Annotated in this window: 27 protein-coding genes; 13 read left to right on the top strand and 14 right to left on the bottom strand. The window is 67.6% G+C overall.

Annotated features, from left to right (window positions below; genetic code table 11):
- Positions 1-26: 26 nt before the first annotated feature.
- The 3 genes from clpB to ACGHC0_RS06430 all read right to left on the bottom strand — a co-directional run bounded on the left by clpB (position 27) and on the right by ACGHC0_RS06430 (position 3,579).
- Entirely contained in the window at positions 27-2,636 is a 2,610-nt protein-coding gene (clpB, locus tag ACGHC0_RS06440) for an ATP-dependent chaperone ClpB (RefSeq protein ID WP_368354493.1), read from the bottom strand.
- 182 nt (positions 2,637-2,818) lie between these two features.
- Positions 2,819-3,337, bottom strand: coding sequence for a molybdenum cofactor biosynthesis protein MoaE (locus ACGHC0_RS06435; protein WP_368355595.1), 519 nt, complete (start codon positions 3,335-3,337; stop codon positions 2,819-2,821).
- A 5-nt stretch (positions 3,338-3,342) separates the two neighbouring features.
- Positions 3,343-3,579 (bottom strand): hypothetical protein, encoded by a 237-nt coding sequence (locus ACGHC0_RS06430; protein WP_415267718.1) that lies wholly within the window; start codon positions 3,577-3,579, stop codon positions 3,343-3,345.
- A 91-nt stretch (positions 3,580-3,670) separates the two neighbouring features.
- Here ACGHC0_RS06430 and ACGHC0_RS06425 point away from each other — a divergent pair, with 91 nt between their 5' ends.
- The 4 genes from ACGHC0_RS06425 to dapA all read left to right on the top strand — a co-directional run bounded on the left by ACGHC0_RS06425 (position 3,671) and on the right by dapA (position 6,009).
- Positions 3,671-3,925, top strand: coding sequence for a hypothetical protein (locus ACGHC0_RS06425; protein ID WP_011794389.1), 255 nt, complete (start codon positions 3,671-3,673; stop codon positions 3,923-3,925).
- A 33-nt stretch (positions 3,926-3,958) separates the two neighbouring features.
- On the top strand, positions 3,959-4,288 hold the full coding sequence (locus tag ACGHC0_RS06420) for a hypothetical protein (protein ID WP_368354492.1): 330 nt from the start codon (positions 3,959-3,961) through the stop codon (positions 4,286-4,288).
- Positions 4,289-4,400: 112 nt separating this feature from the next.
- The gene (locus tag ACGHC0_RS06415; RefSeq protein WP_415267717.1) at positions 4,401-4,931 is read left to right on the top strand and encodes a hypothetical protein; all 531 of its coding nucleotides are present in this window, start codon (positions 4,401-4,403) and stop codon (positions 4,929-4,931) included.
- A 154-nt stretch (positions 4,932-5,085) separates the two neighbouring features.
- Positions 5,086-6,009, top strand: a complete 924-nt coding sequence (gene dapA, locus ACGHC0_RS06410) for a 4-hydroxy-tetrahydrodipicolinate synthase (RefSeq protein WP_368355594.1) — start codon at positions 5,086-5,088, stop codon at positions 6,007-6,009.
- A gap of 10 nt (positions 6,010-6,019) precedes the next feature.
- Here dapA and ACGHC0_RS06405 read toward each other — a convergent pair whose 3' ends face one another.
- The 6 genes from ACGHC0_RS06405 to ACGHC0_RS06380 form a co-directional block, all read right to left on the bottom strand.
- Positions 6,020-6,307, bottom strand: coding sequence for a MoaD/ThiS family protein (locus tag ACGHC0_RS06405; RefSeq protein ID WP_415267716.1), 288 nt, complete (start codon positions 6,305-6,307; stop codon positions 6,020-6,022).
- Complete coding sequence (gene glp / locus ACGHC0_RS06400; RefSeq protein ID WP_415267715.1) at positions 6,304-7,563, bottom strand: gephyrin-like molybdotransferase Glp; 1,260 nt, start codon at positions 7,561-7,563, stop codon at positions 6,304-6,306. The genes ACGHC0_RS06405 and glp overlap by 4 nt, the downstream gene beginning before the upstream one ends.
- Complete coding sequence (mobB, locus tag ACGHC0_RS06395) at positions 7,560-8,114, bottom strand: molybdopterin-guanine dinucleotide biosynthesis protein B (protein WP_415267714.1); 555 nt, start codon at positions 8,112-8,114, stop codon at positions 7,560-7,562. The genes glp and mobB overlap by 4 nt, the downstream gene beginning before the upstream one ends.
- 59 nt (positions 8,115-8,173) lie before the next feature.
- Positions 8,174-9,619, bottom strand: coding sequence for a threonine synthase (gene thrC / locus ACGHC0_RS06390; RefSeq protein ID WP_415267713.1), 1,446 nt, complete (start codon positions 9,617-9,619; stop codon positions 8,174-8,176).
- Complete coding sequence (locus ACGHC0_RS06385) at positions 9,619-10,953, bottom strand: homoserine dehydrogenase (RefSeq protein ID WP_368354486.1); 1,335 nt, start codon at positions 10,951-10,953, stop codon at positions 9,619-9,621. Before ACGHC0_RS06385 ends, thrC begins: the two co-directional genes overlap by 1 nt.
- 94 nt (positions 10,954-11,047) lie before the next feature.
- The gene (locus ACGHC0_RS06380; RefSeq protein WP_415268387.1) at positions 11,048-12,277 is read right to left on the bottom strand and encodes a pyridoxal phosphate-dependent aminotransferase; all 1,230 of its coding nucleotides are present in this window, start codon (positions 12,275-12,277) and stop codon (positions 11,048-11,050) included.
- Positions 12,278-12,474: 197 nt separating this feature from the next.
- Between ACGHC0_RS06380 and ACGHC0_RS06375 the strand changes: the two genes are divergently transcribed.
- The 4 genes from ACGHC0_RS06375 (at position 12,475) to ACGHC0_RS06360 (ending at position 15,901) form a co-directional block, all read left to right on the top strand.
- The gene (locus ACGHC0_RS06375; protein ID WP_415267712.1) at positions 12,475-12,852 is read left to right on the top strand and encodes an Mth938-like domain-containing protein; all 378 of its coding nucleotides are present in this window, start codon (positions 12,475-12,477) and stop codon (positions 12,850-12,852) included.
- Between the two features lie 147 nt (positions 12,853-12,999).
- Positions 13,000-13,485, top strand: coding sequence for a peroxiredoxin (locus ACGHC0_RS06370; RefSeq protein ID WP_011794378.1), 486 nt, complete (start codon positions 13,000-13,002; stop codon positions 13,483-13,485).
- 172 nt (positions 13,486-13,657) lie between these two features.
- Entirely contained in the window at positions 13,658-15,490 is a 1,833-nt protein-coding gene (locus ACGHC0_RS06365) for a PhoH family protein (RefSeq protein WP_415267711.1), read from the top strand.
- Positions 15,491-15,493: 3 nt separating this feature from the next.
- Complete coding sequence (locus tag ACGHC0_RS06360; RefSeq protein WP_368354484.1) at positions 15,494-15,901, top strand: hypothetical protein; 408 nt, start codon at positions 15,494-15,496, stop codon at positions 15,899-15,901.
- A gap of 27 nt (positions 15,902-15,928) precedes the next feature.
- On the opposite strand, the gene dnaB is transcribed toward ACGHC0_RS06360, so the two are convergent.
- The 5 genes from dnaB to rpsF all read right to left on the bottom strand — a co-directional run bounded on the left by dnaB (position 15,929) and on the right by rpsF (position 18,998).
- Entirely contained in the window at positions 15,929-17,350 is a 1,422-nt protein-coding gene (dnaB, locus tag ACGHC0_RS06355; protein ID WP_415267710.1) for a replicative DNA helicase, read from the bottom strand.
- Positions 17,351-17,536: 186 nt separating this feature from the next.
- Entirely contained in the window at positions 17,537-17,989 is a 453-nt protein-coding gene (gene rplI, locus ACGHC0_RS06350) for a 50S ribosomal protein L9 (protein ID WP_415267709.1), read from the bottom strand.
- 12 nt (positions 17,990-18,001) lie between these two features.
- Positions 18,002-18,283 carry a 30S ribosomal protein S18 gene (gene rpsR / locus ACGHC0_RS06345; RefSeq protein WP_011794373.1) on the bottom strand — a complete coding sequence of 94 codons (282 nt, stop codon included), beginning with the start codon at positions 18,281-18,283 and terminating at the stop codon, positions 18,002-18,004.
- Positions 18,284-18,301: 18 nt separating this feature from the next.
- Positions 18,302-18,598: a primosomal replication protein N gene (gene priB, locus ACGHC0_RS06340; RefSeq protein ID WP_368354482.1), complete on the bottom strand. Its 297-nt coding sequence runs from the start codon at positions 18,596-18,598 to the stop codon at positions 18,302-18,304.
- Between the two features lie 22 nt (positions 18,599-18,620).
- Positions 18,621-18,998 carry a 30S ribosomal protein S6 gene (gene rpsF / locus ACGHC0_RS06335; RefSeq protein ID WP_011794371.1) on the bottom strand — a complete coding sequence of 126 codons (378 nt, stop codon included), beginning with the start codon at positions 18,996-18,998 and terminating at the stop codon, positions 18,621-18,623.
- Positions 18,999-19,235: 237 nt separating this feature from the next.
- Here rpsF and grpE point away from each other — a divergent pair, with 237 nt between their 5' ends.
- The 5 genes from grpE (at position 19,236) to leuC (ending at position 25,727) form a co-directional block, all read left to right on the top strand.
- Positions 19,236-19,805 carry a nucleotide exchange factor GrpE gene (gene grpE / locus ACGHC0_RS06330; protein WP_415267708.1) on the top strand — a complete coding sequence of 190 codons (570 nt, stop codon included), beginning with the start codon at positions 19,236-19,238 and terminating at the stop codon, positions 19,803-19,805.
- A 128-nt stretch (positions 19,806-19,933) separates the two neighbouring features.
- On the top strand, positions 19,934-21,898 hold the full coding sequence (gene dnaK, locus ACGHC0_RS06325) for a molecular chaperone DnaK (RefSeq protein WP_368354480.1): 1,965 nt from the start codon (positions 19,934-19,936) through the stop codon (positions 21,896-21,898).
- 110 nt (positions 21,899-22,008) lie between these two features.
- Positions 22,009-23,145: a molecular chaperone DnaJ gene (gene dnaJ, locus ACGHC0_RS06320; protein ID WP_415267707.1), complete on the top strand. Its 1,137-nt coding sequence runs from the start codon at positions 22,009-22,011 to the stop codon at positions 23,143-23,145.
- Between the two features lie 175 nt (positions 23,146-23,320).
- Positions 23,321-24,256, top strand: coding sequence for a LysR family transcriptional regulator (locus ACGHC0_RS06315; RefSeq protein ID WP_415267706.1), 936 nt, complete (start codon positions 23,321-23,323; stop codon positions 24,254-24,256).
- 49 nt (positions 24,257-24,305) lie between these two features.
- Positions 24,306-25,727: a 3-isopropylmalate dehydratase large subunit gene (gene leuC, locus ACGHC0_RS06310; protein ID WP_368354477.1), complete on the top strand. Its 1,422-nt coding sequence runs from the start codon at positions 24,306-24,308 to the stop codon at positions 25,725-25,727.
- Positions 25,728-25,741 lie beyond the last annotated feature (14 nt).

The raw sequence follows: 25,741 nt of genomic DNA, 5'->3' as shown, positions 1-25,741 counted from the left end.
GCACATCCTTTCACACGACATCGAACTTACCCCACCGCAGCCGCTTCGCCGAAATGGAAGACCCCAGGGTCCTGTACGGGATCCACGTTCACCGGGATCACGCTCTTGGGCGGATAGCGGCCTTCCAGCAGCAGCTTCGAGAGCGGATTCTCGATGCGCTGCTGGATCGCGCGCTTGAGGGGGCGGGCGCCGAACACCGGATCGAATCCCACCTTGGCCAGCTCGGACAACGCGCCGGGGGACACCTGCAGGTGCAGGTCCATTTTCGCCAGACGCGCTTCCAGGAGTTGCAACTGGATGCGTGCGATCGCTTCGATGTTCTTCGCGTCGAGCGCATGGAACACCACCGTTTCGTCGATCCGGTTGAGGAATTCGGGCCGGAAATGGTTCTTGAGTTCCCCCCAGACCGCTTCCTTCACGTCCTCCGCGTCCTGGCCGACCATCGCCTGGATCAGGTGCGAGCCGATGTTGCTCGTCATCACGATCACCGTGTTCTTGAAGTCCACGGTACGGCCCTGGCCATCGGTCAGGCGGCCGTCGTCGAGCACCTGCAGCAGCACGTTGAACACGTCCGGGTGCGCCTTCTCGACCTCGTCGAGCAGCAGCACGCTGTAGGGCTTGCGGCGCACGGCCTCGGTGAGGTAGCCGCCCTCTTCGTAGCCCACGTAGCCGGGCGGCGCGCCGATCAGGCGGGCCACGGAATGCTTTTCCATGAACTCGCTCATGTCGATGCGCACGAGGTGCTCCTCGCTGTCGAACAGGAAGCCCGCCAGCGCCTTGCACAGCTCGGTCTTGCCCACGCCCGTGGGGCCGAGGAACAGGAACGAGCCCATCGGCCGGTTCGGATCGGCAAGGCCCGAACGCGAGCGGCGGATGGCGTTGGCCACGGCCGCGATGGCCTCGTCCTGGCCCACGACGCGCTCGTGCAGCTTGTCTTCCATCTGCAGCAGCTTGTCCTTCTCGCCCTGCATCATCTTCGAGACAGGGATGCCCGTGGCGCGGCTGACGACCTCGGCGATCTCCTCCGCGCCCACCTGGGTGCGCAGCAGCCGGTTGGGCGTGGCGGTGCCATCGGTGCCCTCTTCCTTGGCCTGGGCTTCCTTGAGCTGGCGCTCCAGGTCGGGCAGCTTGCCGTACTGCAGTTCCGCGACCTTGTTGAAGTCGCCCTTGCGCTTGAGCTCCTCGATCTGCAGCTTCACCTTCTCGACCTGCTCGCGGACCTGCTGGCTGCCCTGGGCCTGCGCCTTCTCGGAGGTCCAGATGTCCTCCAGGTCGGCGATTTCCTTCTGCAGCTTGCCGATCTCCTCCTCCAGCAGCGCCAGGCGCTTCTGCGAGGCTTCGTCCTTTTCCTTCTTCACAGCCTCGCGCTCGATCTGCAACTGAATCAGACGGCGGTCGAGCTTGTCGATGGCCTCGGGCTTGGAGTCGATCTCGATCTTGATCTTGGCAGCGGCCTCGTCGATGAGGTCGATCGCCTTGTCGGGCAGGAAGCGGTCGGTGATGTAGCGGTGGGAGAGCTCGGCCGCGGCCACGATGGCCGGATCGGTGATCTCCACGCCGTGGTGCAGTTCGTAGCGCTCCTGCAGGCCGCGCAGGATGGCGATGGTCGCCTCCACGCTGGGCTCGCCCACGAGGATCTTCTGGAAGCGCCGCTCCAGCGCGGCGTCCTTCTCGATGTACTTGCGGTACTCGTCGAGCGTGGTCGCGCCCACGCAGTGCAGCTCGCCGCGCGCCAGGGCCGGCTTGAGCATGTTGCCCGCGTCCATGGCGCCCTCGGCCTTGCCCGCGCCCACCATGGTGTGCAGCTCGTCGATGAAGACGATGGTCTGGCCCTCGTCCTTGGCCAGTTCGTTGAGCACGGCCTTGAGCCGCTCCTCGAACTCGCCGCGGTACTTGGCACCCGCCAGCAGCGCGGCCATGTCCAGCGACAGCACGCGCTTGCCCTTCAGGCTCTCGGGCACCTCGCCCGCGACGATGCGCTGCGCCAGGCCTTCCACGATGGCGGTCTTGCCCACGCCGGGCTCGCCGATCAGCACGGGGTTGTTCTTGCTGCGGCGCTGCAGCACCTGGATGGCGCGGCGGATCTCGTCGTCGCGGCCGATCACCGGGTCGAGCTTGCCGGCCCGGGCGCGCTCGGTGAGGTCGAGCGTGTACTTCTTGAGCGCTTCGCGCTGGCCTTCGGCCTCCGCGCTGTTGACCTGGGCGCCGCCACGCACCGCGTCGATCGCGGCTTCGAGGCTCTTGCGCGTCAGGCCGTGCTCGCGCGCCAGCTGGGCAGTGTCGCCCTTGCCGTCCACGAGCGCGAGCAGGAAGAGCTCGCTCGCGATGAACTGGTCGCCGCGCTTGATCGCTTCCTTCTCGGTGGCCTGCAGCAGGCGGCCCAGCTCGGGGCCGACCTGCACCTGGTCCTGGCCCTGCACCTGGGGCAGGCGCTTGATGGCGTTCTCGGCCGCAGTCTGCAGGGCGGACACGTTGGCGCCGGCGCGCTGCAGCAGCGCGCGCGGGCCCTCCTGCTGCCGCAGCATGGCGGCCAGCAGGTGCACGGGTTCGATGTAGGCGTTGTCGTTGCCCAGCGCGAGCGATTGCGCATCGCCGAGGGCTTCCTGGAACTTGGTGGTGAGTTTGTCGAGACGCATGGTCTGTGGTCCTCCGGAACTAGTGGGCAATTGGGGGGCCTGCCCGCAGTTTTCAAGCCGCCAGCGCGGCCCACGCAACCCACGCGCAGCATTTTTGCTACCAAAAGAGGAGCACCCATACTCGTGACGGCGAGACGGCGCAGGGATTTCGCGTGCCGGCCGTCGCGACCGGCACAGGCCGATCAGGCGTTGTGGCCCGACACGATGCCCCAGCGGGCCAGCGCCGCGTCGTCGCTGACGCGTGCGTCCACCCAGCGCGCACCCTGCGCAGTGGCTTCCTTCTTCCAGAAGGGCGCCTGGGTCTTGAGGTAGTCCATGAGGAATTCGCAGGCCTGGAAGCTCTGCCCGCGGTGGGCCGAGGTGACGGCCACCAGCACGATCTGGTCCTGCGGCGCCAGCAGGCCCACCCGGTGCACCACGCGCGCGCCGAAGATGTCGAAGCGCCGCAGGGCCTCGTCCACCATGGCCTCGATGGATTTCTCCGTCATGCCGGGATAGTGCTCCAGCTCCATCGCCGCCACGGCGTCGCCGTCGCTGCGGTCGCGCACCGTGCCCACGAAGCAGCAGACGGCGCCCACGCGTCCGTCCTGCGCACGCAGCGCCGCCAGTTCGGCCGAGACATCGAAGTCCTGCGGCTGGATGGAGACCCGGGCGCAGCCTTCCGCGCAGGCCGGAGGAAGGGAGGACAGCGTCCCGGCCATGGCGATCACGGCGCCCGGTGCAGGCGGGGCGCGGCAAGCAGCGCGCGCTCCTCCTCGATGAAAGCATCGAGCTGGCGGCGCACCGCGGTATCGGACGGCACGCCCGACAGCAACGCCTGCAGCCGCGCGACGTCGCCCGCCGAGGGCGCGACCTTGATCTGCGCCATGGCGGCCTGCGTCTGCCCGCCCCGGATCAGGGCGAACACTTTCGCGGCCCATGCGTTCTTGTCCTGGCGTGCCATGCGGTCTTCCTCGTGCTCGTGTGCGTGATGTCCAGGCCGGATTGTCCACGGGAACGGCTGCCGCGCGACCGGTTTGCTACAGTGGCCGCCCATGGCCACGCAGACCATCACCACCGAACTCTACGTCCTGTTCCCTTCGCCGCGCAACCAGCACCGCGGCGTATATGCACACCAGGTCTTCGTGCCGCATCCGTATGCGCTCATCCACCTGCCGGACTACGGCCTGGCCGGCCCGGCCAGCCTGTTCGCCGCGTGCCGCCGCGAGGACAACAAGATGGGGCAGCTGGTCACCTTCGAGCAGGCGGACGACGCCCGGCGCTTCGAGCGGCTCTTCACCCCCGACTGAACCGCGGCCGGCCGCCCCTGCCCAGCACTGCCCATGCACGACGACAACCAGATCCACGTCCCGCCCTCCTTCACCGCGCTCTACAGCGACGCGCGCCAGCGCCTGACCGCGCCCGCAGCCGAAATACGCGAACGCTACGAACTGTGCGAGGACCTTGCCAACCACCTCGTGGAGCAGGCGCAGACGCTCTACCACGTGCAGGCGCCCTCGGAGGCGGAAATCCTCTCGCGCATCCACGCCGGCCTGTGCACCCCGGGTGCCGGCGTGTCACTCATCGAGGCACGGTGGATCACGCTGCGCCTGGCGGAGCTGCTGAACTGGCGCAGCCCCGAACTGCCCGAGGTGCCTTTGTCTTCCGGTTAGTACCAACAGGCGTGCGCCGTCCGGGTTTTCGTTCCAGGCAGGCTGTCTTCGCACCCAAAGCACCGCCCAGGCCACTGGAGGACGATCCTCATGGATTTTGGAGATATCCACCATGGGAAATAACTGCATCAGAGGCTCCTCCTCCACCAGCAGCCCTTCTCGCCGCCCGCACACGCAAGCTGCACCAGAGGCGCAGACCCCGCGCAACTCCTCCGTATTCTCTGGTGGAGGAGCGCTGGGCGGTTTGCGGCGCCGTAGCGCGCAGCCGCAGCAGACGCCCGCGCAACTCCAGCAGGCCTACGTCGAGGTGAGCGATATGCTGAACCGGACGGTCAACGACCCGGCCTTCCAAGCGCAGCAAGAGGAGCTCCGCCGACTGCAGGAGGAAATCGCAATAGCCCTGCCGCTGGGAGATCAGGTCGAGCGGCTCGACACACGGCTGAACGCTTTGAGGCAGCAGCTGCAAGGCGCCCAGCCCTTCACGGAACCCGAGGTGGTCTATCAAACGCCCCGGCAGGCCGCAACGGCGCAGCCGTCCTGGAACAACATCCCGATATCCGACGACATCCGGAGCGACGATGGAAGCGACAGCGATGCTTCCGGCCACATGAGCCCGACGTACCCATTTCACAATTCGCGTTGAAACCTGTCCCTCGCCGGGCAGTGTGTCCCCTCACGGGCTGCACGCCCGGCGGGCGCACTTTGAAACGCGCCACGGCACTTATTGACAACGCTTTTACGGCGCCGTCGATACACTGCGGCGCATGCCCCTCGACCCAGCGCTGTCTCCTCCCTCAATGCCGCGGCCGCAGCGCGCCCGCGGCGATTTCTCCGGCCTGTGGATCCCCCTGGTGACGCCCTTCAGCCCGTCCGGCGACGCGGTGGACCATGCCGGGCTGGACGCGATGGTCCGCCGGCTCGGGGGCGAAGGCATCGCGGGCTTCGTGGCCTGCGGATCCACCGGTGAAGCCGCGGCGCTGGACGAGCAAGAGCAGGACGCGGTACTGGCCACCATCCTGGACGCGGCCGGCGGCCTCCCGGTGGTGATGGGCCTGTCGGGCCACCACCTGGACCACGCGGTGCACCGCGCCCGCCGCCTCGGCGCATTGCCGCTGGCCGGGCTGCTCGTGCCCGCGCCGCACTACATCCGGCCGTCCCAGCAAGGGCTGCTGCAGTGGTTCCACGCGATCGCCGACGCGAGCGCCGTGCCGCTCATCCTGTACGACATTCCGTACCGCACGGGCGCCACGCTGGAACTGGGCACGCTGCGCACCCTGGCGGCCCATCCCCACATCCGGGCCCTCAAGGACTGTGGCGGCAATGCCTCCAAGACACAGGCACTGATCGCCGATGGGGCGCTGCAGGTGCTGGCAGGCGAGGACGCACATATCTTCACCACCGCCGCGCTGGGCGGGGCCGGGGCCATCGCGGCCAGCGCCCACTGGCAGCCCGCGCGCCTCGTGCAATGCCTGGAAGCCATCGAGCGCGGCGACCTCGGCCGGGCACGGGAGCTCTGGCGCGCCCTCCTGCCGCTGATCGAGGCCTTCTTCGCGGAGCCCAATCCTGCCCCGGTCAAGGCCCTCCTCGCAGCGGAGGGATGGATCGACGGCGCCCTGCGCGCGCCCATGGCACCGGCCTCCGCCGCGCTCGCCCTGCGCCTGCAGGAGGCGGCGCGCGCCCAGGCCCGCCAGTTGCAGGCGCTGGACCAGGCCATGGCCTGATACGTCGGACTCAGCCGCCCGTCACAGGGGGGAAGAACGCGACCTCGGCACCGTCCGGCAGCAGGGCGTCCTCGGCACACAGCACCTGGTCCAGTGCCGTGCGCACAGCGCGTCCGCGCGCCAGGCTTTCCGCCCACGGCCCGCCGCGCGCGATCAGCGCATCGCGCAGCGCACCCACCGTGCCGGCCTGCGTGGACAGGGTCTCGCTGCCCTGCCCCACCGCCTCGCGGATGGACGCGAAGTAACGCACGGTGACCGTCACGGCGGTAGAGGATGAAGGGGTCGTGCCGGAGGTCATGCGAGCAGGTCGGACAGGGGGATGAAGCGCACCGTGTCGCCACGGGCGATGGTGCGGCCCGGCGGGTTGTCCACCAGTCCATCGCACCAGGCCGCGGAGGTCAGCACCCCCGAACCCTGGTTCGGGAACAATTCCAACCCACCATCGGCACCGCGGCGCACGCGCAGGAACTCGCGCCGCCTGTCGGCCCGCGGCCAGTGGAAATTCGCCCTCGCATCCACGGCGCGCGGCGTGACGTCCTGCACGCCCTGCAGGCGCAGCAGGAACGGCCGCACGAGGATCGCGAAGGTGGCGAGGCTGGACACCGGATTGCCCGGCAGTCCCATGAAATGCACGCGCTCGCCGATGCGGCCATAGGCGAACGGCTTACCCGGCTTGAGCGCCACCTGCCAGAGGTCGATGCGCCCGAGCGCGGCCACGGCGGGCTTCACATGGTCTTCCTCGCCCACCGACACGCCGCCGCTGGTGAGCACCAGGTCATGCGCCGCAGCGGCGTCGGCCAGCGCCTGCTGCGTGGCATCGCGCCGGTCGGGCACGATGCCGAAATCCGACACCTCGCAGCCCAGCCGCAGCAGCATCGCACGCAGGAAGAAGCGGTTGCTGTTGTAGATGGCGCCCGGCGGCATGTGCTCCGGCGGCACCTCGCCCGGCATCACCAGTTCGTCGCCCGTGGAAAACAGCGCGATGCGGGGCCGGCGTGCCACGCGCAACCGGGCCAGGCCGATGCTGGCTGCCAGCCCCAGCGCGGCCGGAGTGAGCCGCGTACCGGCCGCGAGCACCGTCGCGCCGGTTTCGATGTCCTCGCCCGCACGGCGCACCCACTGGCCCGGCTGGGGCACGGCCCGGATGCGCACGCGCACGCCGCCATCGAGCGCCTCGCAGTCCTCCTGCATGCACACGGCATCCGCGCCGGGGGGCAGGGGCGCGCCCGTGAAGATGCGCGCGGCCGTGCCCGGCTCCAGCGGCTGCGGCGCGGAGCCCGCCGCGATGCGTTGGGACACCGGCAGTTCGATGGAAAGGGATGCACCCGCTGCAGCAACGTCCGCCCGGCGCACGGCATAGCCGTCCATGGCGCTGTTGTCGTGCGGCGGCACCCGCAGCGGAGATATCGCGTCGGTCGCCAGCACGCGGCCGTCGGCCTCGAAGGTGTCCACGTCCTCCGTGCCTTGAAGCGGGGCGGCCTGCGCGAGCAGTTCCGCCAGCGCATCGTCCAGGGGCCTGAGCGGTGGCCGGGAGGGGGTGGCCGCGGCGTTCATGCCCGGGCCTCCGCACCGCGGTACGCGCAGCGCTCGCCGCTGCCGCGCAGCCAGTCGGCCAGCACGGCCGGCGCATTCACGTCAAAGACCGGCAACGCGCCGGGCGGCACCGGCAGGCGCTCGCCCGGCACATCGGCCGCCACGGCCACGATGCGGGGATCGTGGGGGAACCGCAGGGGCTGGTCAGGATAGTCGCCGGACGGCGAACGCCACACTTCGATCTTGGGCAGGTCGCTCTCCTTGAAGCCTTCGACGAACACCCAGTCCACGGAGGCATCCAGGCGGGCGATCAGGTCGTGCACCACCGGCTCCGCCGGCTGTTCGTATTCACGCATGAGCGCCATGCGCAGGTCGGACGAGGCCACCACCTCGTAGGCGCCCGCCGTGCGGTGCCGCCACGTGTCCTTGCCGGGCTGGTCGATGTCGAACCGGTGGTGGGCATGCTTGACCACCGACACCCGCAGCCCGTACGCGCGCATGAGCGGAATGAGCCGCTCGACGAGCGTGGTCTTGCCACTGTTGGAGAAACCGGCGAAGCCGACGACTTTCATGCATGCCCTCCGTGGATGTGCCGAGGCCGGAAGCGCGCCACCCGGGCCATGCCCGGCGGTCAGGCCGCCGTGGCCGTCCCGTCGCAGTGGCGCGTGATATAGGCCTTCACCAGATCCACGTCGGCCGGCATCACCTGCACGCGCTTGGGCAGGCTCTCGATGCCATCGAACTTCGCGGGGCGCTCGGGCGCATGGCCCAGCGCCTCCCGGATCGTCTCGGCGAACTTGATGGGCAGGGCGGTTTCCAGCACCAGCATGGGCACGCCCGGCTCGGTGTGCTCGCGAGCCACCTTCACGCCGTCGGCGGTGTGCGTGTCGATCGTGATGCCGAAGCGCTGGAAGGTGTCGCGGATGGTCGCGATGCGGTCCGCGTGCGTGCTGCGCCCGCTCACGAACCCATAGCGCGACGCGGCCTCGGCGAAGCGTGGATCGCGGCTCAGGTCGAACCGGCCCTCGCGCACGACGGCTTCGCCGAACAGCTGGCGCGTGGCCTGCGCGTCGTGGCCCAGCAGGTCGAACACGAAGCGCTCGAAATTGCTGGCCTTGCTGATGTCCATCGACGGGCTGGAAGTCTCGTGCGTGTCGGCACTGCCGCGCACGCGGTAGATGCCCGTGCGGAAGAACTCGTCGAGCACGTCGTTCTCGTTGGTCGCCACCACGAGCTTGTCGATGGGCAGGCCCATCATGCGGGCCACGTGGCCTGCGCAGACGTTGCCGAAGTTGCCCGACGGCACCGTGAAGCTGACCTTCTGGTCGTTCGACTCGGTGGCCTGCACGTAGCCCGCGAAGTAATACACCACCTGGGCGAGCAGCCGCGCCCAGTTGATCGAGTTCACCGTGCCGATCTTGAAGCGGCGCTTGAACTCCAGGTCGTTGCTCACGGCCTTGACGATGTCCTGGCAGTCGTCGAACACGCCTTCGATGGCGATGTTGAAGATGTTCGCGTCCTGCAGGCTGAACATCTGCGCCTGCTGGAAGGCGCTCATGCGGCCGTGCGGGCTCGTCATGAACACGCGGATGCCGCGCTTGCCGCGCATCGCGTACTCGGCCGCGCTGCCCGTGTCGCCGCTGGTCGCGCCCAGGATGTTCAGTTCCTCGCCGCGCCGGCCCAGCTCGTACTCGAACAGGTTGCCGAGCAGCTGCATCGCCATGTCCTTGAACGCGAGCGTGGGGCCGTTGGACAGGGCCTCCAGCCACAGGCTGTTCTCCAGGTGGCGCAGCGGCACGATCTCGCCCGTGCCGAACACCTCGGCGGTGTACGTCTTCTCGCACAGGCGCTTCAGGTCGGCCGCCGGAATGTCGTCGATGTAGAGCGAGAGGATCTGGAATGCCAGCTCCGCATAGCCCTGCTCGTGGTAGGCCGCGCGCAGCCGCGTCAGCGCCGCGTCGTCGATCTGCGGGTAGCGCTCGGGCAGGTACAGGCCGCCGTCGGGCGCCAGGCCCTCGAGCAGGATCTCGCAGAAGCGCTTGCGGTCCGCGTGGCCGCGGGTGGAGAGGTATCGCATCAGTTCAGCTCCTCCTTGCGGACACGCACGATCGGCCCCAGCACCGTGGGCAGGGCCTGCATCTGCGCGATCGCTTCGTTCATCGTACCCTCGCGCGTGTCGTGCGTGAGGATGATCAGGTCGGTGTGCGTGGCGCCCTCGCCGCCCACCTCGTCGGCCTCGCGCTGCAGCACGGCGTCGATGCTGATGCCGGCGCCGGCCAGCAGCCCGGTCACCTTGGCCAGAACGCCGGCCTCGTCGGCCACGCGCAGTCGCAGATAGTAGCTGGTGACCACCTCGGCCATGGGCAGCACGGGCAGCGCCTCGCGCGCCTCGTCGAGCGTGTTCGCCTGGAAGGCCAGGTGGGGCACGCGGTGTTCAGGGTCGGCTGCCGCCAGGCGGGCAATGTCCACCAGGTCGGCGATCACGGCGCTGGCCGTGGGCTCGCTGCCCGCGCCCTTGCCGTAGTACAGCGTGGTGCCCACCGCATCGGCCTGCACCACGACGGCGTTCATCGCACCCTCGACGTTGGCGATCAGCCGCTTGGACGGCACCAGGCTCGGGTGCACGCGCAACTCCACCCCGCCCTCGCGCCGCTTGGCGATGCCCAGCAGCTTGATGCGGTAGCCCAGCTGCTCGGCATAGCGGATGTCCGCCGCGGCGAGCTTGGTGATGCCTTCCACGTAGGCCTTGTCGAACTGCACCGGGATGCCGAAGGCGATCGCGCTCATGATCGTGGCCTTGTGCGCCGCATCCACGCCCTCGATGTCGAAGGTCGGGTCGGCCTCGGCGTAGCCCAGTCGCTGCGCCTCCTTGAGCACCACGTCGAAGTCGAGACCCTTGTCGCGCATCTCCGAGAGGATGAAGTTCGTCGTGCCGTTGATGATGCCCGCGATCCACTGGATGCGGTTGGCCGTCAGGCCCTCGCGCAGCGCCTTGATGATCGGGATGCCGCCGGCCACCGCGGCCTCGAAGGCCACCATCACGCCCTTGGCCGATGCCGCCGCGAAGATCTCCGTGCCATGCACCGCCAGCAGGGCCTTGTTGGCCGTGACCACGTGCTTGCCGGCCGCGATGGCTTCCATCACCAGCGCCTTGGCCACGCCGTAGCCGCCGATCAGCTCCACGACGATGTCGATGTCGGGGTTGGCGATCACGGCGCGCGCGTCGTTCACCACCTGCACGCTGCTGCCCGCGACGGAGCGGGCGCGCTCCACGTCGAGGTCCGCCACCATGGCGATCTCGATGCCGCGGCCCGCGCGGCGGCGGATCTCCTCCTGGTTGCGTCGCAGCACGTTGAACACGCCGCTGCCGACGGTGCCAATGCCCAGCAGGCCCACTTGGATCGGTTTCATGGTCGGAAATCTCAGTCAGAAGGTGCCGCGGCGCGGTATGTGCTGCGCTGCCGGCAATGGTTGGAACTCGGAAGGAACAGGGTGCCGCCGCGCGTCACGCGGCCGCGTGCTTCTGGCGGTAGAGCGCCAGGAAGTCCGCCAGGCGGCCGATGGCCTCGCGCAGGTCGTCCTCGTGCGGGAGGAACACGATGCGGAAATGCTGCTGGTCGGGATAGTTGAAGCCCGATCCCTGCACCAGCATCACGCGGGTGGCGCGCAGCACTTCCATGAAGAACTGGCGGTCGTCGGCGATCGGGTACATGGCCGGGTCGAGGCGAGGGAACATGTAGAGGGCCGCCTTGGGCTTCACGCAGCTCACGCCCGGGATCGCCGAGATGAGTTCGTAGGCCAGGTCGCGCTGCCGGCAGAGGCGCCCGCCTTCGCGAACCAGGTCATTGATGCTCTGGTAGCCACCCAGCGCGGTCTGGATCGCCCACTGTCCGGGCACGTTGGAGCCCAGCTTGATGTTGGCGAGCATGTTGATGCCCTCGATGTAGTCGCGGGCCACGGCCTTGTTGCCCGACACCACCATCCAGCCGGCACGGTAGCCGCACGAGCGGTAGGCCTTGGAAAGCGAATTGAAGGTGAGCGTGAGCACGTCGGTCGAGAGGCTCGCCATGGCCGTGTGGCGCTCGCCGTCGTAGAGCACCTTGTCGTACACCTCGTCGGCCAGCAGCACGAGGCCGTGCTCGCGCGCGATCTGCACCAGTGCGCGCAGCAACTCGTCGGAATAGAGAGCGCCCGTGGGATTGTTCGGGTTGATCACCACCAGGCCCTTGGTGCGGGGGGTGATCTTGGCGCGGATGTCGTCGAGGTTCGGCATCCAGCCGTTCGCCTCGTCGCAGAGATAGTGCACAGGCCGGCCGCCCGACAGGCTCGCCGCGGCGGTCCAGAGCGGATAGTCGGGCGCGGGCACCAGCAGTTCGTCGCCGTCGTCGAGCAGCGCGTTGGTGGCCATGGTGATCAGGTCGCTCGCGCCATTGCCCAGGTAGATGTCGTCGAGCGTCACGCCCTTCACGCCCTGCTGCTGGCTGTAGTGCATCACGGCCTTGCGTGCCGCGAAGATGCCCTTGCTGTCCGAATAGCCCGCCGAGTTCGGCAGGTTGCGGATCATGTCCTGCTGGATCTCTTCAGGAGCATCGAAGCCGAACGGCGCCAGGTTGCCGATGTTGAGCTTGATGATCTTCTGGCCCTCGTCCTCCATCTGCTTGGCCGCATCCACGATCGGGCCCCGCACATCGTAGAGAACGTTATTCAGCTTCGCGGACTTGTGGATCGTCTTCATCATGCGAAAGGCCCGGGGCGCACGCCGCGGGGCCAGGAAGAGTGAACGGTAAGGCGCCGGAGAACGCTCCGATACCCCGCCAGGCGGCGCAGCCTCTGGCGAAACCTATAATTTGACCACAGTTCCACGGTGGATCCCCGCCCCGCTCCGCCGGGTGCCGTGCCGGCCCGCAACGCACTCCCGAAGGCGCCTCTCCCATGAAATTCCAGCCCGACCGTTCCGAAGCCCAGACCATCAGCGCCTACGGCCCGGACTGGATCGCGGTCGACGGGGAAAAGCTCACCGGCAGCGTGGTGATCGGCTCCCGGGGCGAGCGGCGGGAATGGCAATGCAGCCGCTTCGAGGACCTCAACGCCGAGCATTTCGCGCTGCTCGCGGAGCTCGACGCCGAAGTGGTCATCTTCGGCAGCGGCCAGCGCAACCGCTTCCCTCCGCCGGCGTGGCTTCGGCCCCTCATGGCGCGGCGCATCGGCCTGGAAACCATGGACACCCAGGCCGCCTGCCGGACCTACAACATCCTGGCGGGGGAAGGCCGCCACGTGGTCGCCGCGCTGCTGCTGGAACCCAAGGCGTGAAACGCGCGTGGATCTTGGTTACAGACCTGCGATTCGCGAAAGAGTCCGTTTCAAGGTAAAATTACGGGTTGCGGTCGGAGGCCTTCCAAGAGCAATAACACACAACTCCTCCGGCTTTTCAACGACTACATCAAAGATTGAAGTGCCATGGCGATCGTTGTCAACAAACCCCTCCCCGAATTCGAAGCCAACGCGACCGGTGGCATCAAGGTCTCCAACACATCGCACCTCGGCCAGATCCTGATCCTGTACTTCTACCCCAAGGACAACACCCCCGGCTGCACCACCGAGGCCATGCAGTTCCGCGACAAGTACGAGGATTTCGCCCAGGCCGGCGCCGCCGTGTTCGGCGTGTCGCGGGACAACATGAAGTCCCACGACGACTTCAAGGAAAAGCTGGAACTGCCCTTCGAGCTCATCGCCGATACCGAAGAGAAGATGTGCCACATGTTCGGCGTGGTCAAGAACAAGATCATGTACGGCAAGAAGGTCAAGGGCATCGAGCGCAGCACCTTCCTCATCGGCCCCGATGGCGTGCTGGTCCAGGAATGGCGCGGCCTCAAGGTGCCCGGCCACGTGGACGAGGTCCTCAAGGCCGTGAAGTCCATCAAGGCCCTCAAGAAGGCGGCGTAAGCGCCTACAGCCGCGCTGCGCGCGGCATGCAGGGAGTGCCACGGCAACCGTGCATAATGGTTTCAATGCTGCTGCACGACGCAACGCTCCCCCACCCCCACAAAGCCGCCTCGGTCTCCAGGCGGCTTTTTGCTTTCTGACTCCCTCCCGTCCTCCTCCCAAGGCCCGCACTATGCCCCTGCCCCCCGCACCGACGAAACGCGCCGCCCTGCTTTCTCCGGATGCCTTCCGCGCCACCGCCAGATCCCGCATGGAAGATCCGCAGACCGAGGAATCCCTGGAAACAGCCAGCCCGGCAGTGCTGCCGGACGGCCATACCTCCGCGCCACGCAAGGCAGCCAGGAAACCCGCCCGCGGCACTACCGCCGCCAGCACGGGCCGCTCACGCACTGCCGAGGCGCCTGCCGCCGTGGAACAGGCCCCGGCGCCGACGGCTGCGCCCCCCGCCACGGCGCCCGGAGCATCCCGGCGCACCGCCAGGCGCACCGCCCCGGCCACGGCGCCGGCCCCCATCCAGGCCGTGGCGCCTGAAGCCCGGCGCGAGTTGCCTGCCGTCCGCGCGGCCGCACCCGCGCCCGAGGCAGCAGCCCGTCCCCGCAAGGGCCGCGGCACCGGCCCCACGAAGATGTTCGTGCTGGACACCAACGTCCTGCTGCACGACCCGACCAGCCTCTTCCGCTTCGAAGAGCACGACATCTTCCTGCCCATGATCGTGCTGGAGGAACTCGACGGCCACAAGAAGGGCATGACCGAGGTGGCGCGCAACGGCCGGCAGGCGAGCCGCACGCTCGACCAGCTCGCCGCCACCCAGGGTGCCGACATCGCCCGCGGCCTCAAGCTGGATGCCACGGGCCAGCGCGCCGCCGGCGGCTGCCTGTACTTCCAGACCGAACCGCTGGACTACCAGCTGCCCACCAGCCTGCCCCCCGGCAAGGCCGACAACCAGATCCTGGGCGTGGTGGAAGCGCTGCGCCACAAGTACGCGCCGCGCGAGGTCGTTCTGGTGTCCAAGGACATCAACATGCGCGTCAAGGCGCGCGCGCTCGGCCTCACCGCCGAGGACTACCAGAACGACAAGGCCCTGGAAGACGGCGACCTGCTGTACTCCGGCGTGCTGGCCCTGCCGGCCGACTTCTGGACGAAGACCGGCAAGAACGTCGAGAGCTGGCAGAGCGGCGCGCACACCTACTACCGCATCGGCGGGCCGATCGTGCCGCAGCTCATGATCAACCAGTTCGTCTATTTCGAGGCCCCCGGCGAGCCCAGCCTGTTCGCGCGGGTGACCGAGATCCGCGACAAGACCGCCGTGCTGCAGACCCTCAAGGACTACGGCTCGGCCAAGAACACCGTCTGGGGCGTGAACACGCGCAACCGCGAGCAGAACTTCGCGATGAACCTGCTCATGGACCCGGAGGTCGATTTCGTCACGCTCACCGGCACGGCCGGCACCGGCAAGACCCTGATGGCGCTCGCCGCCGGACTCACGCAGGTGCTGGACGAGCGCCGCTACACCGAGATCATCATGACCCGCGCCACCGTGAGCGTGGGCGAGGACATCGGCTTCCTGCCCGGCACCGAGGAGGAGAAGATGGGCCCCTGGATGGGCGCCCTGGACGACAACCTCGAATTCCTCGCCAAGGGCGACGGCGGCAACGCCGGCGAGTGGGGCCGCGCGGCCACCAACGAGCTGATCCGCAGCCGCATCAAGATCAAGAGCATGAACTTCATGCGCGGCCGCACCTTCCTCAACAAGTACGTCATCATCGACGAGGCGCAGAACCTGACGCCCAAGCAGATGAAGACGCTGATCACGCGCGCGGGCCCGGGCACCAAGATCATCTGCATGGGCAACCTCGCGCAGATCGACACGCCCTACCTGACCGAAGGCTCCTCCGGCCTCACCTACGCGGTGGACCGCTTCAAGGGCTGGCCGCACAGCGGGCACATCACCCTGGCGCGCGGCGAGCGCTCGCGCCTCGCGGATTTCGCCAGCGAAGTGCTCTGACGCATGGCCATCAGCTGGATCACCGCCCTGCAGTTGGTCCCATGGGACAAGGTGATCGAGGCCTCTCCGCAGCTCATCAAGGCCGCGAAGGGGCTGCTGCGCAGCCGGAGCGCCCGGGAGGCCGAACAGGCACAGGCGGACGAGGAAGCCGCACGCCTGGCGGCATCCACCGCCCCGTCGCCCCAGGAACTGGCCCTGCAGCGCATCGGCGCCCTGGAGGACCAGGTGCAGGCGCTGGAGCAGTCGCAACGCCAGGCCCTGGAAGTCATCGAGCAGCTGGCCCAGCAGAACGCCCAGCTCGTCGCCACCGTGAGCGCATTGCGCACCGGCGCGCAGCGCCTGGTGGTGGCCTGCGGGGTGCTGGGCGTGGTGCTGCTGGGGATGGTGGTCTACACCGTCGCCAGGGCGTAGGGTGGCGCAGGCCCGCCCTGCCCGGCGTCAGAAATCGTCGCCCGACCCCATGGCCAGGTTCTCGAACCGCGTCTGGTTCTTCTGGAAGAACAGCTTCACCGTGCCTGTCGGGCCGTTCCGCTGCTTGCCGATGATGACCTCGGCCACGTTGGGCTCCTTGGAGTCCTTGTTGTAGTAGTCATCCCGGTAGATGAACATGATGATGTCCGCATCCTGCTCGATGGCGCCCGATTCGCGCAGGTCGGACATCATGGGGCGCTTGTCGGTGCGCTGCTCCACCGAGCGGTTGAGCTGGGAGAGCGCGATCACCGGGCACTGCAGTTCCTTGGCCAGCATCTTCAGCCCCCGCGAGATCTCGCCCAGCTCGGTCGCCCGGTTGTCGGCGCTGCCCGCGCCCGAGCCGCTCATGAGCTGCAGGTAGTCCACCACGATCAGGCCGAGCTTTCCGCACTGGCGGGCCAGGCGGCGGGCGTTGGCCCGCAGCTCGCCCGGGGTGAGGCCCGGCGTTTCGTCGATGTGCAGCGACACGGTACGCAGGCGCTCGATCGCTTCGGTCAGGCGCGGCCATTCCTCGTCGGTCAGCTTGCCGGTCCGCAGGTTGCCCTGGTTCACGCGGCCGATCGAGCCCACGATACGCACGGCGAGCTGGGCGGCCCCCATTTCCATCGAGAAGATGGCCACGGGAAGGCCTTCGTTGAGCGCCACGTGCTCCGCAATGTTCACGGCGAACGAGGTCTTGCCCATCGAAGGACGCGCAGCCAGCACGATCATGTCGCCGGCCTGCAGCCCCGAGGTCATGCGGTCCAGGTCGGCGAAACCCGTCGGCACGCCGGTCACGTCCATCGGGTTGTCCGCCATCTCCTGCACCTGGTCCAGCAGGTCCACCACGAGGGTGTCGAGCGACTGGAAGCCCTGCTTGTTGCGCGAGCCCTCCTCGCCGATGGCGAAGATCTTGGATTCGGCCTCGTCCAGGATCTTCTCGACCGTCTTTCCCTTCGGATTGAAGGCCGTCGTGGAAATTTCGTCGCTCGCCGTGACCAGCTTGCGCAGGATGGAGCGCTCGCGCACGATCTCCGCGTAGCGGCGGATGTTGGTGGCGCTGGGAACGTACTGCGCCAGGTTGTTGAGATAGGCCAGCCCGCCCACCTCCTCGGCCTTGCCCAGGCTCTGCAGTTCCCCGAAGACCGTGATCACGTCCGCCGGCTTGCTGGCATTCACCAGCTTGCCGATGGCCGAATAGATGAGCTGGTGCTCGTGCCGGTAGAAATCCCCATCCACCAGCAGGTCGCCCACACGGTCCCAGGCCATGTTGTCGAGCAGCAGCCCACCCAGCACGCTGGACTCGGCCTCCAGCGAATGCGGTGGCATGCGCAGCCGGGCCACCTCCTGGTCCGCCGGGACGGCAGACGCGAAATCGGATTCGTGCAGCGGAGGGAAGTCGGAACTCATGGCAATCGATCCTTGCGCTTCCGGTACCGCGGCGGGGCCGGAAACTGTCGGTCAGTGGACAAGTCTGTGGAAAAGCCGTTCACAGCCGGTGGGCTGGCGGTGCATGGATGCGGCGCCAGAAAACGCAAAAGCCGCCTCGGGAGGCGGCTTTTGCCGGGGTGGAAAGCGCTCCGGCTTTCTGGCCGATCAGGCGGTTTCGCCGTACACGGACACGGTGACTTCCACCACCACGTCGGTGTGCAGGGCCACGCTCACCGTGGAGTCGCCCACGGTCTTGATCGGGCCGTTCGGCAGGCGGACCTGCGACTTGGCGATCTTGTAGCCTTGCTTGTTCAGCTCTTCGGCGATGTCGTGGTTGGTGACGGAGCCGAACAGGCGACCGTCCACGCCAGCCTTCTGCGTCAGCTTGACGGTCGTGCCGCCGAGCTTTTCGCCCTGGCCCTGGGCTTCAGCCAGCTTGGCGGCTGCAGCCTTTTCGAGTTCGACGCGCTTGGCTTCGAATTCGGCCTTGTTGGCTTCGGTGGCGCGGCGTGCGCGGCCCGAGGGGATCAGGAAGTTGCGTGCGTAGCCGTCCTTGACCTTGACGATTTCGCCCAGGTTGCCGAGGTTGACCACTTTGTCGAGCAGGATGATTTGCATGGCTCTTGCTCCTCAGATCTTGTGCTGGTCGCTGTAGGGCACCAGGGCCAGGAAGCGCGCGCGCTTGATGGCGGTGTTCAGCTGACGCTGGTAGATGGCGCGCGTGCCGGTCAGGCGCGCGGGGATGATCTTGCCGTTTTCGGCGATGAAGTCACGCAGCGTGTCGACATCCTTGTAGTCGATCTCTTCGACGCCGGCGACCGTGAAACGGCAGAAACGCTTGCGCTTGAACAGCAGCGACTGGGTGTTGCGCTTCGGACGCTTGTCCTTGTTGAACTTCTTGAACGTGGCCATTTGTAAGCCTCTTGAAAATTAATCTTGTTGAATGTCCTGGATGTGGAACACCAGACCCTTGGCGTTGCGCGGCGTGGCGAGGAAGCCCTGGAAGGTCCAGAGGCTGCCCAGTGCCTGCCGGGCGAGGCGTTCGGCCAATGCGCCGAAGGCCACCGCCTTCACGACCGCCGCAACGTCTCGCTGCACGCCAGCCTCGGACTGCTTCGAGCCGTGCTCGAGCTTCAGGTCCAGGGCGGGCAGACCGGCCGGGGTGTACCGCAGAGGCTTGGTCTCCGCGATGCAGGCCGTCAGCGTCACGCTGTTGCGGGGTTCCACGGCTCCCGGGGAAGCGGTCGGATCAGCGCTCGTTGGCGGCGGCGAACTCGGCCTGGCTGGCCTTGCGTGCCTCTTCGCGCTCGACGGTCTTCATCATCGAGGAAGCGCCGGTCTCGGCCTTCTTCTTCACCACGGTCAGGTGGCGCAGCACGGCGTCGTTGAACTTGAAGGCATGCTCCAGTTCAGCCATCACGGCCTGGTCGGCCTCGATGTTCACGCACAGGTAATGGGCCTTGGCGAGCTTGTTGATCATGTAGGCCAGCTGGCGGCGGCCCCAGTCTTCCACGCGGTGGATCTTGCCGCCGCCGGCGGTGATCATGCCCTTGTAGCGCTCCAGCATGGCTGGAACCTGTTCGCTTTGATCCGGATGGATCAGCAAGATGATTTCGTAGTGACGCATGTAATCTCCTTCTGGGATGAGCCACCCGCCGCGTCATGTGAAGCAGTGTGGCAAGGCAAAGCCGGCGATTATAGCCCTAGCGTCGCCGGCTTGTACACTCCTTGCGCCGGCATGTGCACTTCGCGCCCCGCCCGGGCAACAGATGCCGGAATTTGGCGGGACTTCGCTTGAAATCCCTCCCTTTGCACCCAGGTGCCGTGCGTCCATCGTTCATTCACCTACACCAGAACAACCGACATGTCCGATCAACAGCATCCAGCCCCCCAGAACGCCGCGACGACGGCGTCTCCGTCCGACAGCCCCGAAGCCGTGGAGGCGACCATGGCCGCGCATGCGGCGGACGAGCTGGGCCGCCTGCAGAACGAACTGGCCGAGCTCAAGGCCAAGAGCGCCGACCTCGCCGACCAGTTCCTGCGCGCCAAGGCCGAAGCCGAGAACGCCCGCCGCCGCGCGGACGAGGAAGTCTCCAAGGCCCGCAAGTTCGGCATCGAGAGCTTCGCCGAGAGCCTGCTGCCCGTGGCCGACAGCCTGACGGCGGCACTCGCCATCAAGGACGCCACGATCGAACAGTTGCGCGAGGGCACCGACGCCACGCTGCGCCAGCTCACCTCCGCCCTCGAGCGCAACAAGGTCCTGGCGATCCAGCCGGGCGCCGGCGAGAAGTTCGACCCCCACCAGCACCAGGCCATCAGCATGGTGCCCGCCGAACAGGAGCCCAACACCATCGTGTCCGTGCTGCAGAAAGGCTACGTCATCGCCGACCGGGTGCTGCGCCCGGCCCTCGTCACGGTGGCGGCACCGAAGTGACGTGCCCCTCTGGCCCTCGCCGCCCGGTGCGCCGCGGAAAGAAATTCCCGGGGCCGACGGCTTGAAGCCGGACAAGTTATCCACAAGTTACTGGCTATCCAAATCCTTCAAGAATCGCGGAGAAAAACATGGGAAAAATCATCGGTATCGACCTGGGCACCACGAATAGCTGCGTCGCCATCATGGAGGGCAACACGACCCGCGTGATCGAGAACAGCGAAGGCGCCCGCACCACCCCGTCCATCATCGCCTACCAGGAAGACGGCGAGATCCTCGTCGGCGCCTCGGCCAAGCGCCAGGCCGTGACGAACCCCAAGAACACCATCTACGCCGCCAAGCGCCTGATCGGCCGCAAATTCGAGGAAAAGGAGGTCCAGAAGGACATCGACCTCATGCCCTACACGATCGCCAAGGCCGACAACGGCGACGCCTGGGTGGAAGTGCGCGGCAACAAGCTGGCCCCGCCGCAGATCAGCGCCGAAGTGCTTCGCAAAATGAAGAAGACCGCCGAGGACTACCTGGGCGAGCCCGTCACCGAGGCCGTGATCACGGTGCCGGCATACTTCAACGACGCCCAGCGCCAGGCCACCAAGGACGCCGGCCGCATCGCGGGCCTGGACGTCAAGCGCATCATCAACGAGCCGACGGCTGCGGCGCTGGCCTTCGGCCTCGACAAGCAGGAAAAGGGCGACCGCAAGATCGCCGTCTATGACCTGGGCGGCGGCACGTTCGACGTGTCCATCATCGAGATCGCCGATGTCGATGGCGAAAAGCAGTTCGAAGTGCTGTCCACCAACGGCGACACTTTCCTGGGCGGCGAGGACTTCGACCAGCGCATCATCGACTACATCATTGCCGAGTTCAAGAAAGAGCAAGGCGTGGACCTGTCCAAGGACGTGCTGGCCCTGCAGCGCCTGAAGGAAGCCGCCGAGAAGGCCAAGATCGAGCTGTCCTCCTCCGCCGCGACCGACATCAACCTGCCCTACATCACGGCCGACGCGTCGGGCCCGAAGCACCTGAACATCAAGCTGACCCGCGCCAAGCTGGAGAGCCTGGTGGAAGAGCTGATCGAGCGCACCATCGCTCCCTGCCGCACCGCCATCAAGGACGCCGGCATCAGCGTGTCGGACATCCATGACGTGATCCTGGTCGGCGGCATGACCCGCATGCCCAAGGTGCAGGAGAAGGTCAAGGAATTCTTCGGCAAGGAGCCGCGCAAGGACGTGAACCCTGACGAGGCCGTGGCCGTCGGTGCCGCCATCCAGGGCCAGGTGCTCTCGGGCGACCGCAAGGACGTGCTGCTGCTGGACGTGACCCCGCTGTCGCTGGGCATCGAGACCCTGGGTGGCGTGATGACCAAGATGATCACGAAGAACACCACGATCCCGACGAAGTTCGCACAGACCTTCTCCACGGCCGACGACAACCAGCCGGCGGTGACGATCAAGGTGTTCCAGGGCGAGCGTGAAATCGCCAGCGCCAACAAGCTGCTGGGCGAGTTCAACCTGGAAGGCATTCCGCCGGCCGGCCGCGGCGTGCCGCAGATCGAGGTGACCTTCGACATCGACGCCAACGGCATCCTGCACGTGAGCGCCAAGGACAAGGGCACGGGCAAGGAGAACAAGATCACCATCAAGGCGAACTCGGGCCTGTCCGAGGACGAGATCCAGAAGATGGTGAAGGACGCCGAACTGAACGCCGCCGACGACAAGAAGAAGCTGGAACTGGTGCAGGCCCGCAACCAGGGCGAGGCCGCGGTCCACAGCGTGACCAAGAGCCTGTCCGAGCACGGCGACAAGCTCGAGGCCGGCGAGAAGGAGAAGATCGAGGCCGCGGTGAAGGACCTCGAGGCCGCGCTCAAGGGCGAGGACAAGGCCGCGATCGAGGAAAAGACCAACGCCCTGATGGCGGCGAGCCAGAAGCTCGGCGAGAAGATGTACGCCGATGCGCAGGCCGCCGCCGCCGCGGCGGGTGCCGGTGCGGAAGCCGGCCCGGCCGCTGGCCAGGCCGCATCCTCCGCGGGTGGCGCGTCCTCCGCACCGCACGACGACAACGTGGTGGACGCCGAAGTGAAGGAAGTCAAGAAGGGCTGACGACGCCGCGCGCACCCACCGGGCGCGCGAGCCTTCCCTAGCCGCCGCGCCGCGCCCTTCCCCCCGAGGGCCTGCGCGGCGTTCGTGTTCCCACAGGACCCGGAAACACCATGTCCAAAAGAGACTTTTACGAAGTCCTGGGCGTTCCCAAGAACGCCTCGGACGAAGAGATCAAGAAGGCCTATCGCAAGCTGGCGATGAAGCACCACCCGGACCGCAACCAGGGTGATGCCGCCAAGCCGGCCGAGGAGAAGTTCAAGGAGGCCAAGGAGGCCTACGAGATGCTCTCCGATCCGCAGAAGCGCGCGGCCTACGACCAGTTCGGCCATGCCGGCGTCGATCCCAACATGCGCGGTCCCGGCGGCTCGGGTGCGGAAGGCTTCGGCGGTTTCGCGGAAGCGTTCGGCGACATCTTCGGCGACATGTTCGGCGGCCGCCGGGGTGCCGGCGGCGGGCGGCAGGTCTATCGCGGCAACGACCTCAGCTACGCGATGGAGATCACGCTGGAGGAAGCCGCCAAGGGCAAGGAAGCGCAGATCCGCATCCCGTCCTGGGAGAACTGCGAAACCTGCCACGGCAGCGGCGCCAAGCCCGGCACCAGCGCCAAGACCTGCACGACCTGCTCGGGCACGGGCACGGTGCAGATGCGCCAGGGCTTCTTCAGCGTGCAGCAGACCTGCCCGCACTGCCGCGGCACGGGCAAGATCATTCCCGAGCCATGCGCCACCTGCCACGGCCAGGGCAAGGTCAAGAAGCAGAAGACGCTGGAAGTGAAGATTCCCGCCGGCATCGACGACGGCATGCGCATCCGCAGCGTCGGCAACGGCGAGCCGGGCACCAACGGCGGGCCTCCGGGCGACCTCTACATCGAGATCCGCCTGAAGAAGCACGAGATCTTCGAGCGCGACGGCGACGACCTGCATTGCCAGGTGCCGGTGAGCTTCATCACCGCGGCCCTGGGCGGCGAGATCGAAGTGCCCACGCTACAGGGCAAGGCAGCCATCGACATCCCGGAAGGCACCCAGGCCGGCAAGCAGTTCCGGCTGCGCGGCAAGGGGATCAAGGGCGTGCGCTCGAGCTACCCGGGCGACCTGTACTGCCACATCGTGGTCGAGACGCCGGTCAAGCTCACGGAACACCAGCGCAAGCTGCTGCGCGAGCTGGACGAATCCCTCAAGAAGGGTGGCGCCAAGCACTCGCCCAGCGGCGAGAGCTGGACCGACCGGCTGAAGAATCTCTTCACCTGATCGCCGGCGCATCCATTGCAGGCCGCCCCGCGCACCGCGCCGGGCGGCTTTTTCACGCCCCCCCGGCGTCCGCCATCGCGATGTGCGACGTCGCGTTTCGCGATGGCAAGACCCCACCATCCAGAGGACAATCCCGCCCAGGCTTCTCCTTATAAGAAGCCGAACACCCTGCCCCATGAAAAGCCCAGACCGCCACTTCGCGCGCCGCATCGACCTGACCTCGCTGCAGCTGTTCGTGGCCGTCTGCGAGCTGGGCAGCATCGGGCGCGCCGCAGAGCGGGAATTCATCGCGGCGTCCGCGGTCAGCAAGCGCCTGTCGGACCTCGAAGCGGCCGTGGGCTCCGCGCTGCTGTACCGGCACAGCCGCGGCGTGACGCTGACGCCGGCAGGGGAAAGCCTGCTGCACCACGCGCGCACCGTGCTTTTCGGGCTGGAGCGCATGCAGGGCGAACTGAGCGAATACGCCGACGGTGTGCGCGGCCATGTGCGGGTGCACGCCAACATTTCCGCCATCGTGCAGTTCCTGCCCGAGGATCTCGGGGCCTTCGCCAGGGAACACGCCCAGGTCAAGATCGACCTGCAGGAGCATTTGAGTCCCGACATCCTGCACGCGGTGCGCGAAGGCGCGGCCGACATGGGCCTGTGCCATACCGGCGACGGCGCCGAGCCGCAGGAACTGCAGAGCCGCCCCTACCGCAGCGACCGGCTGGTGCTCGTGGTGCCCGAGGGGCATCCGCTGGCGGGGCAGTCCGCAGTCCCGTTCGAGGACGTGCTCGACTGGGACATCGTCGGCCTGCAGGCCAACAGCAGCATCAGCCTCGCCATGCGGCGCGGTGCGGCGCGCGCCGGACGCCCCCTGCGCCAGCGCATCCAGGTCACGGGCCTGGACGCCATGTGCCGCATGATCGACAACGGCCTCGGCATCGGGCTGCTCCCCGACCGGGCCTTCGCGCTGATGCGCGGCGTGGGCCGGCTGCAGCCGGTCGCCCTGGACGAGCCCTGGGCGGAACGCTCGCTGCGGCTCGTCGCGCGCGACTTCGGCAGCCTGCCCGTGACGGCGCGGTTGCTGGCCGACCATCTGGCGCCGCCGGAACGCAAGGCCTCTTCCTAGAATCCACACACCCATCCCCACCCTGAACCAGCCCACGAGAGAACACACCATGGGACGCACCCTCTACGACAAGATCTGGGACGAGCATGTCGTCCATACCGAAGAGGACGGCACGGCCATCCTCTACATCGACCGCCACCTGGTGCATGAAGTGACCAGCCCGCAGGCGTTCGAGGGCATCCGCCAGGCCGGCCGCAAGGTCTGGCGCGTCAGCTCCATCGTCGCCACGGCCGACCACAACACGCCCACCACCGGCTGGGAGCGCGGCTACGACGGCATCGAGGACCCGATCAGCAAGGAACAGATCACCACGCTGGACAAGAACATCGCCGAAGTGGGCGCTGCCGCCTTCTTCCCGTTCATGAGCAAGCGCCAGGGCATCGTGCACGTGATCGGTCCCGAGAACGGCGCCACCCTGCCCGGCATGACCGTGGTCTGCGGCGACAGCCATACCAGCACGCACGGCGCGTTCGGTGCCCTGGCGCACGGCATCGGCACCAGCGAGGTCGAGCACGTGATGGCCACGCAGACCCTGCTGGCCAAGAAGGCGAAGAACATGCTGATCCGCGTGGAGGGCCAGGTCGCCCCCGGCGTGACGGCCAAGGACATCGTGCTGGCCATCATCGGCAGGATCGGCACGGCCGGCGGCACGGGCTACACCATCGAGTTCGCGGGCCCCGCCATCCGCGCGCTCAGCATGGAAGGCCGCATGACGGTCTGCAACATGGCCATCGAGGCTGGCGCCCGCGCGGGCCTGGTGGCGGTGGACGACAAGACCATCGATTACGTGAAGAACCGGCCGCTCTCCCCCACCGGCGTGGAATGGGACCAGGCCGTCGCCTACTGGAAGACGCTGCATTCGGATGCCGACGCCCATTTCGACACCGTCGTCACCTTGAACGGCGCCGACATCGTTCCGCAGGTCACCTGGGGCACCTCGCCCGAGATGGTGCTGGGCGTGGACGCCAGCGTGCCCGATCCGGACAAGGAAAAGGACCCGAACAAGCGCAGCGCCATCGAGCGTGCGCTCACCTACATGGCACTGGAGCCCGGCAAGCCGCTGAACGACATCTTCGTGGACAAGGTGTTCATCGGCAGCTGCACCAACAGCCGCATCGAGGACATGCGCGAGGCCGCCGCCGTGGTGAAGAAGCTGGGCCGGAAAGTGGCACGGAACATCAAGGTGGCGATGGTGGTTCCCGGCTCGGGCCTGGTGAAGGAACAGGCCGAGCGCGAGGGCCTGGACCAGGTCTTCAAGGCCGCGGGCTTCGAGTGGCGCGAGCCCGGCTGCTCCATGTGCCTGGCCATGAACGCCGACCGCCTGGAGCCGGGCGAGCGCTGCGCGTCCACCAGCAACCGCAACTTCGAAGGCCGCCAGGGCGCGGGCGGACGCACCCACCTGGTCAGCCCCGCCATGGCGGCCGCCGCGGCCGTGCACGGGCACTTCGTGGACATCCGCAAGTTCGCCTGACCGCCGCCGGCCCT

The organism is Acidovorax sacchari (genome assembly GCF_042847045.1).
Classification (GTDB): Bacteria; Pseudomonadota; Gammaproteobacteria; order Burkholderiales; family Burkholderiaceae_C; genus Paracidovorax; species Paracidovorax sacchari.
This window is presented reverse-complemented; position numbering and strand designations above follow the sequence as displayed.

Excerpts from the sequence above, each read along its gene's own strand:
- dnaJ (WP_415267707.1), top strand. The coding sequence starts at position 22,009 with ATGTCCAAAAGAGACTTTTACGAAGTCCTGGGCGTTCCCAAGAACGCC.
- ACGHC0_RS06365 (WP_415267711.1), top strand. The coding sequence starts at position 13,658 with ATGCCCCTGCCCCCCGCACCGACGAAACGCGCCGCCCTGCTTTCTCCG.
- ACGHC0_RS06405 (WP_415267716.1), bottom strand. The coding sequence starts at position 6,307 with ATGACCTCCGGCACGACCCCTTCATCCTCTACCGCCGTGACGGTCACC.
- leuC (WP_368354477.1), top strand. The coding sequence starts at position 24,306 with ATGGGACGCACCCTCTACGACAAGATCTGGGACGAGCATGTCGTCCAT.
- mobB (WP_415267714.1), bottom strand. The coding sequence starts at position 8,114 with ATGAAAGTCGTCGGCTTCGCCGGTTTCTCCAACAGTGGCAAGACCACG.
- thrC (WP_415267713.1), bottom strand. The coding sequence starts at position 9,619 with ATGCGATACCTCTCCACCCGCGGCCACGCGGACCGCAAGCGCTTCTGC.
- glp (WP_415267715.1), bottom strand. The coding sequence starts at position 7,563 with ATGAACGCCGCGGCCACCCCCTCCCGGCCACCGCTCAGGCCCCTGGAC.
- ACGHC0_RS06415 (WP_415267717.1), top strand. The coding sequence starts at position 4,401 with ATGGGAAATAACTGCATCAGAGGCTCCTCCTCCACCAGCAGCCCTTCT.
- ACGHC0_RS06435 (WP_368355595.1), bottom strand. The coding sequence starts at position 3,337 with ATGGCCGGGACGCTGTCCTCCCTTCCTCCGGCCTGCGCGGAAGGCTGC.
- ACGHC0_RS06380 (WP_415268387.1), bottom strand. The coding sequence starts at position 12,277 with ATGAAGACGATCCACAAGTCCGCGAAGCTGAATAACGTTCTCTACGAT.
- ACGHC0_RS06425 (WP_011794389.1), top strand. The coding sequence starts at position 3,671 with ATGGCCACGCAGACCATCACCACCGAACTCTACGTCCTGTTCCCTTCG.
- ACGHC0_RS06385 (WP_368354486.1), bottom strand. The coding sequence starts at position 10,953 with ATGAAACCGATCCAAGTGGGCCTGCTGGGCATTGGCACCGTCGGCAGC.
- rplI (WP_415267709.1), bottom strand. The coding sequence starts at position 17,989 with ATGCAAATCATCCTGCTCGACAAAGTGGTCAACCTCGGCAACCTGGGC.
- dapA (WP_368355594.1), top strand. The coding sequence starts at position 5,086 with ATGCCGCGGCCGCAGCGCGCCCGCGGCGATTTCTCCGGCCTGTGGATC.
- ACGHC0_RS06430 (WP_415267718.1), bottom strand. The coding sequence starts at position 3,579 with ATGGCACGCCAGGACAAGAACGCATGGGCCGCGAAAGTGTTCGCCCTG.
- dnaK (WP_368354480.1), top strand. The coding sequence starts at position 19,934 with ATGGGAAAAATCATCGGTATCGACCTGGGCACCACGAATAGCTGCGTC.
- ACGHC0_RS06375 (WP_415267712.1), top strand. The coding sequence starts at position 12,475 with ATGAAATTCCAGCCCGACCGTTCCGAAGCCCAGACCATCAGCGCCTAC.
- rpsR (WP_011794373.1), bottom strand. The coding sequence starts at position 18,283 with ATGGCCACGTTCAAGAAGTTCAACAAGGACAAGCGTCCGAAGCGCAAC.
- ACGHC0_RS06360 (WP_368354484.1), top strand. The coding sequence starts at position 15,494 with ATGGCCATCAGCTGGATCACCGCCCTGCAGTTGGTCCCATGGGACAAG.
- ACGHC0_RS06315 (WP_415267706.1), top strand. The coding sequence starts at position 23,321 with ATGAAAAGCCCAGACCGCCACTTCGCGCGCCGCATCGACCTGACCTCG.
- rpsF (WP_011794371.1), bottom strand. The coding sequence starts at position 18,998 with ATGCGTCACTACGAAATCATCTTGCTGATCCATCCGGATCAAAGCGAA.
- ACGHC0_RS06370 (WP_011794378.1), top strand. The coding sequence starts at position 13,000 with ATGGCGATCGTTGTCAACAAACCCCTCCCCGAATTCGAAGCCAACGCG.
- dnaB (WP_415267710.1), bottom strand. The coding sequence starts at position 17,350 with ATGAGTTCCGACTTCCCTCCGCTGCACGAATCCGATTTCGCGTCTGCC.
- ACGHC0_RS06420 (WP_368354492.1), top strand. The coding sequence starts at position 3,959 with ATGCACGACGACAACCAGATCCACGTCCCGCCCTCCTTCACCGCGCTC.
- clpB (WP_368354493.1), bottom strand. The coding sequence starts at position 2,636 with ATGCGTCTCGACAAACTCACCACCAAGTTCCAGGAAGCCCTCGGCGAT.
- grpE (WP_415267708.1), top strand. The coding sequence starts at position 19,236 with ATGTCCGATCAACAGCATCCAGCCCCCCAGAACGCCGCGACGACGGCG.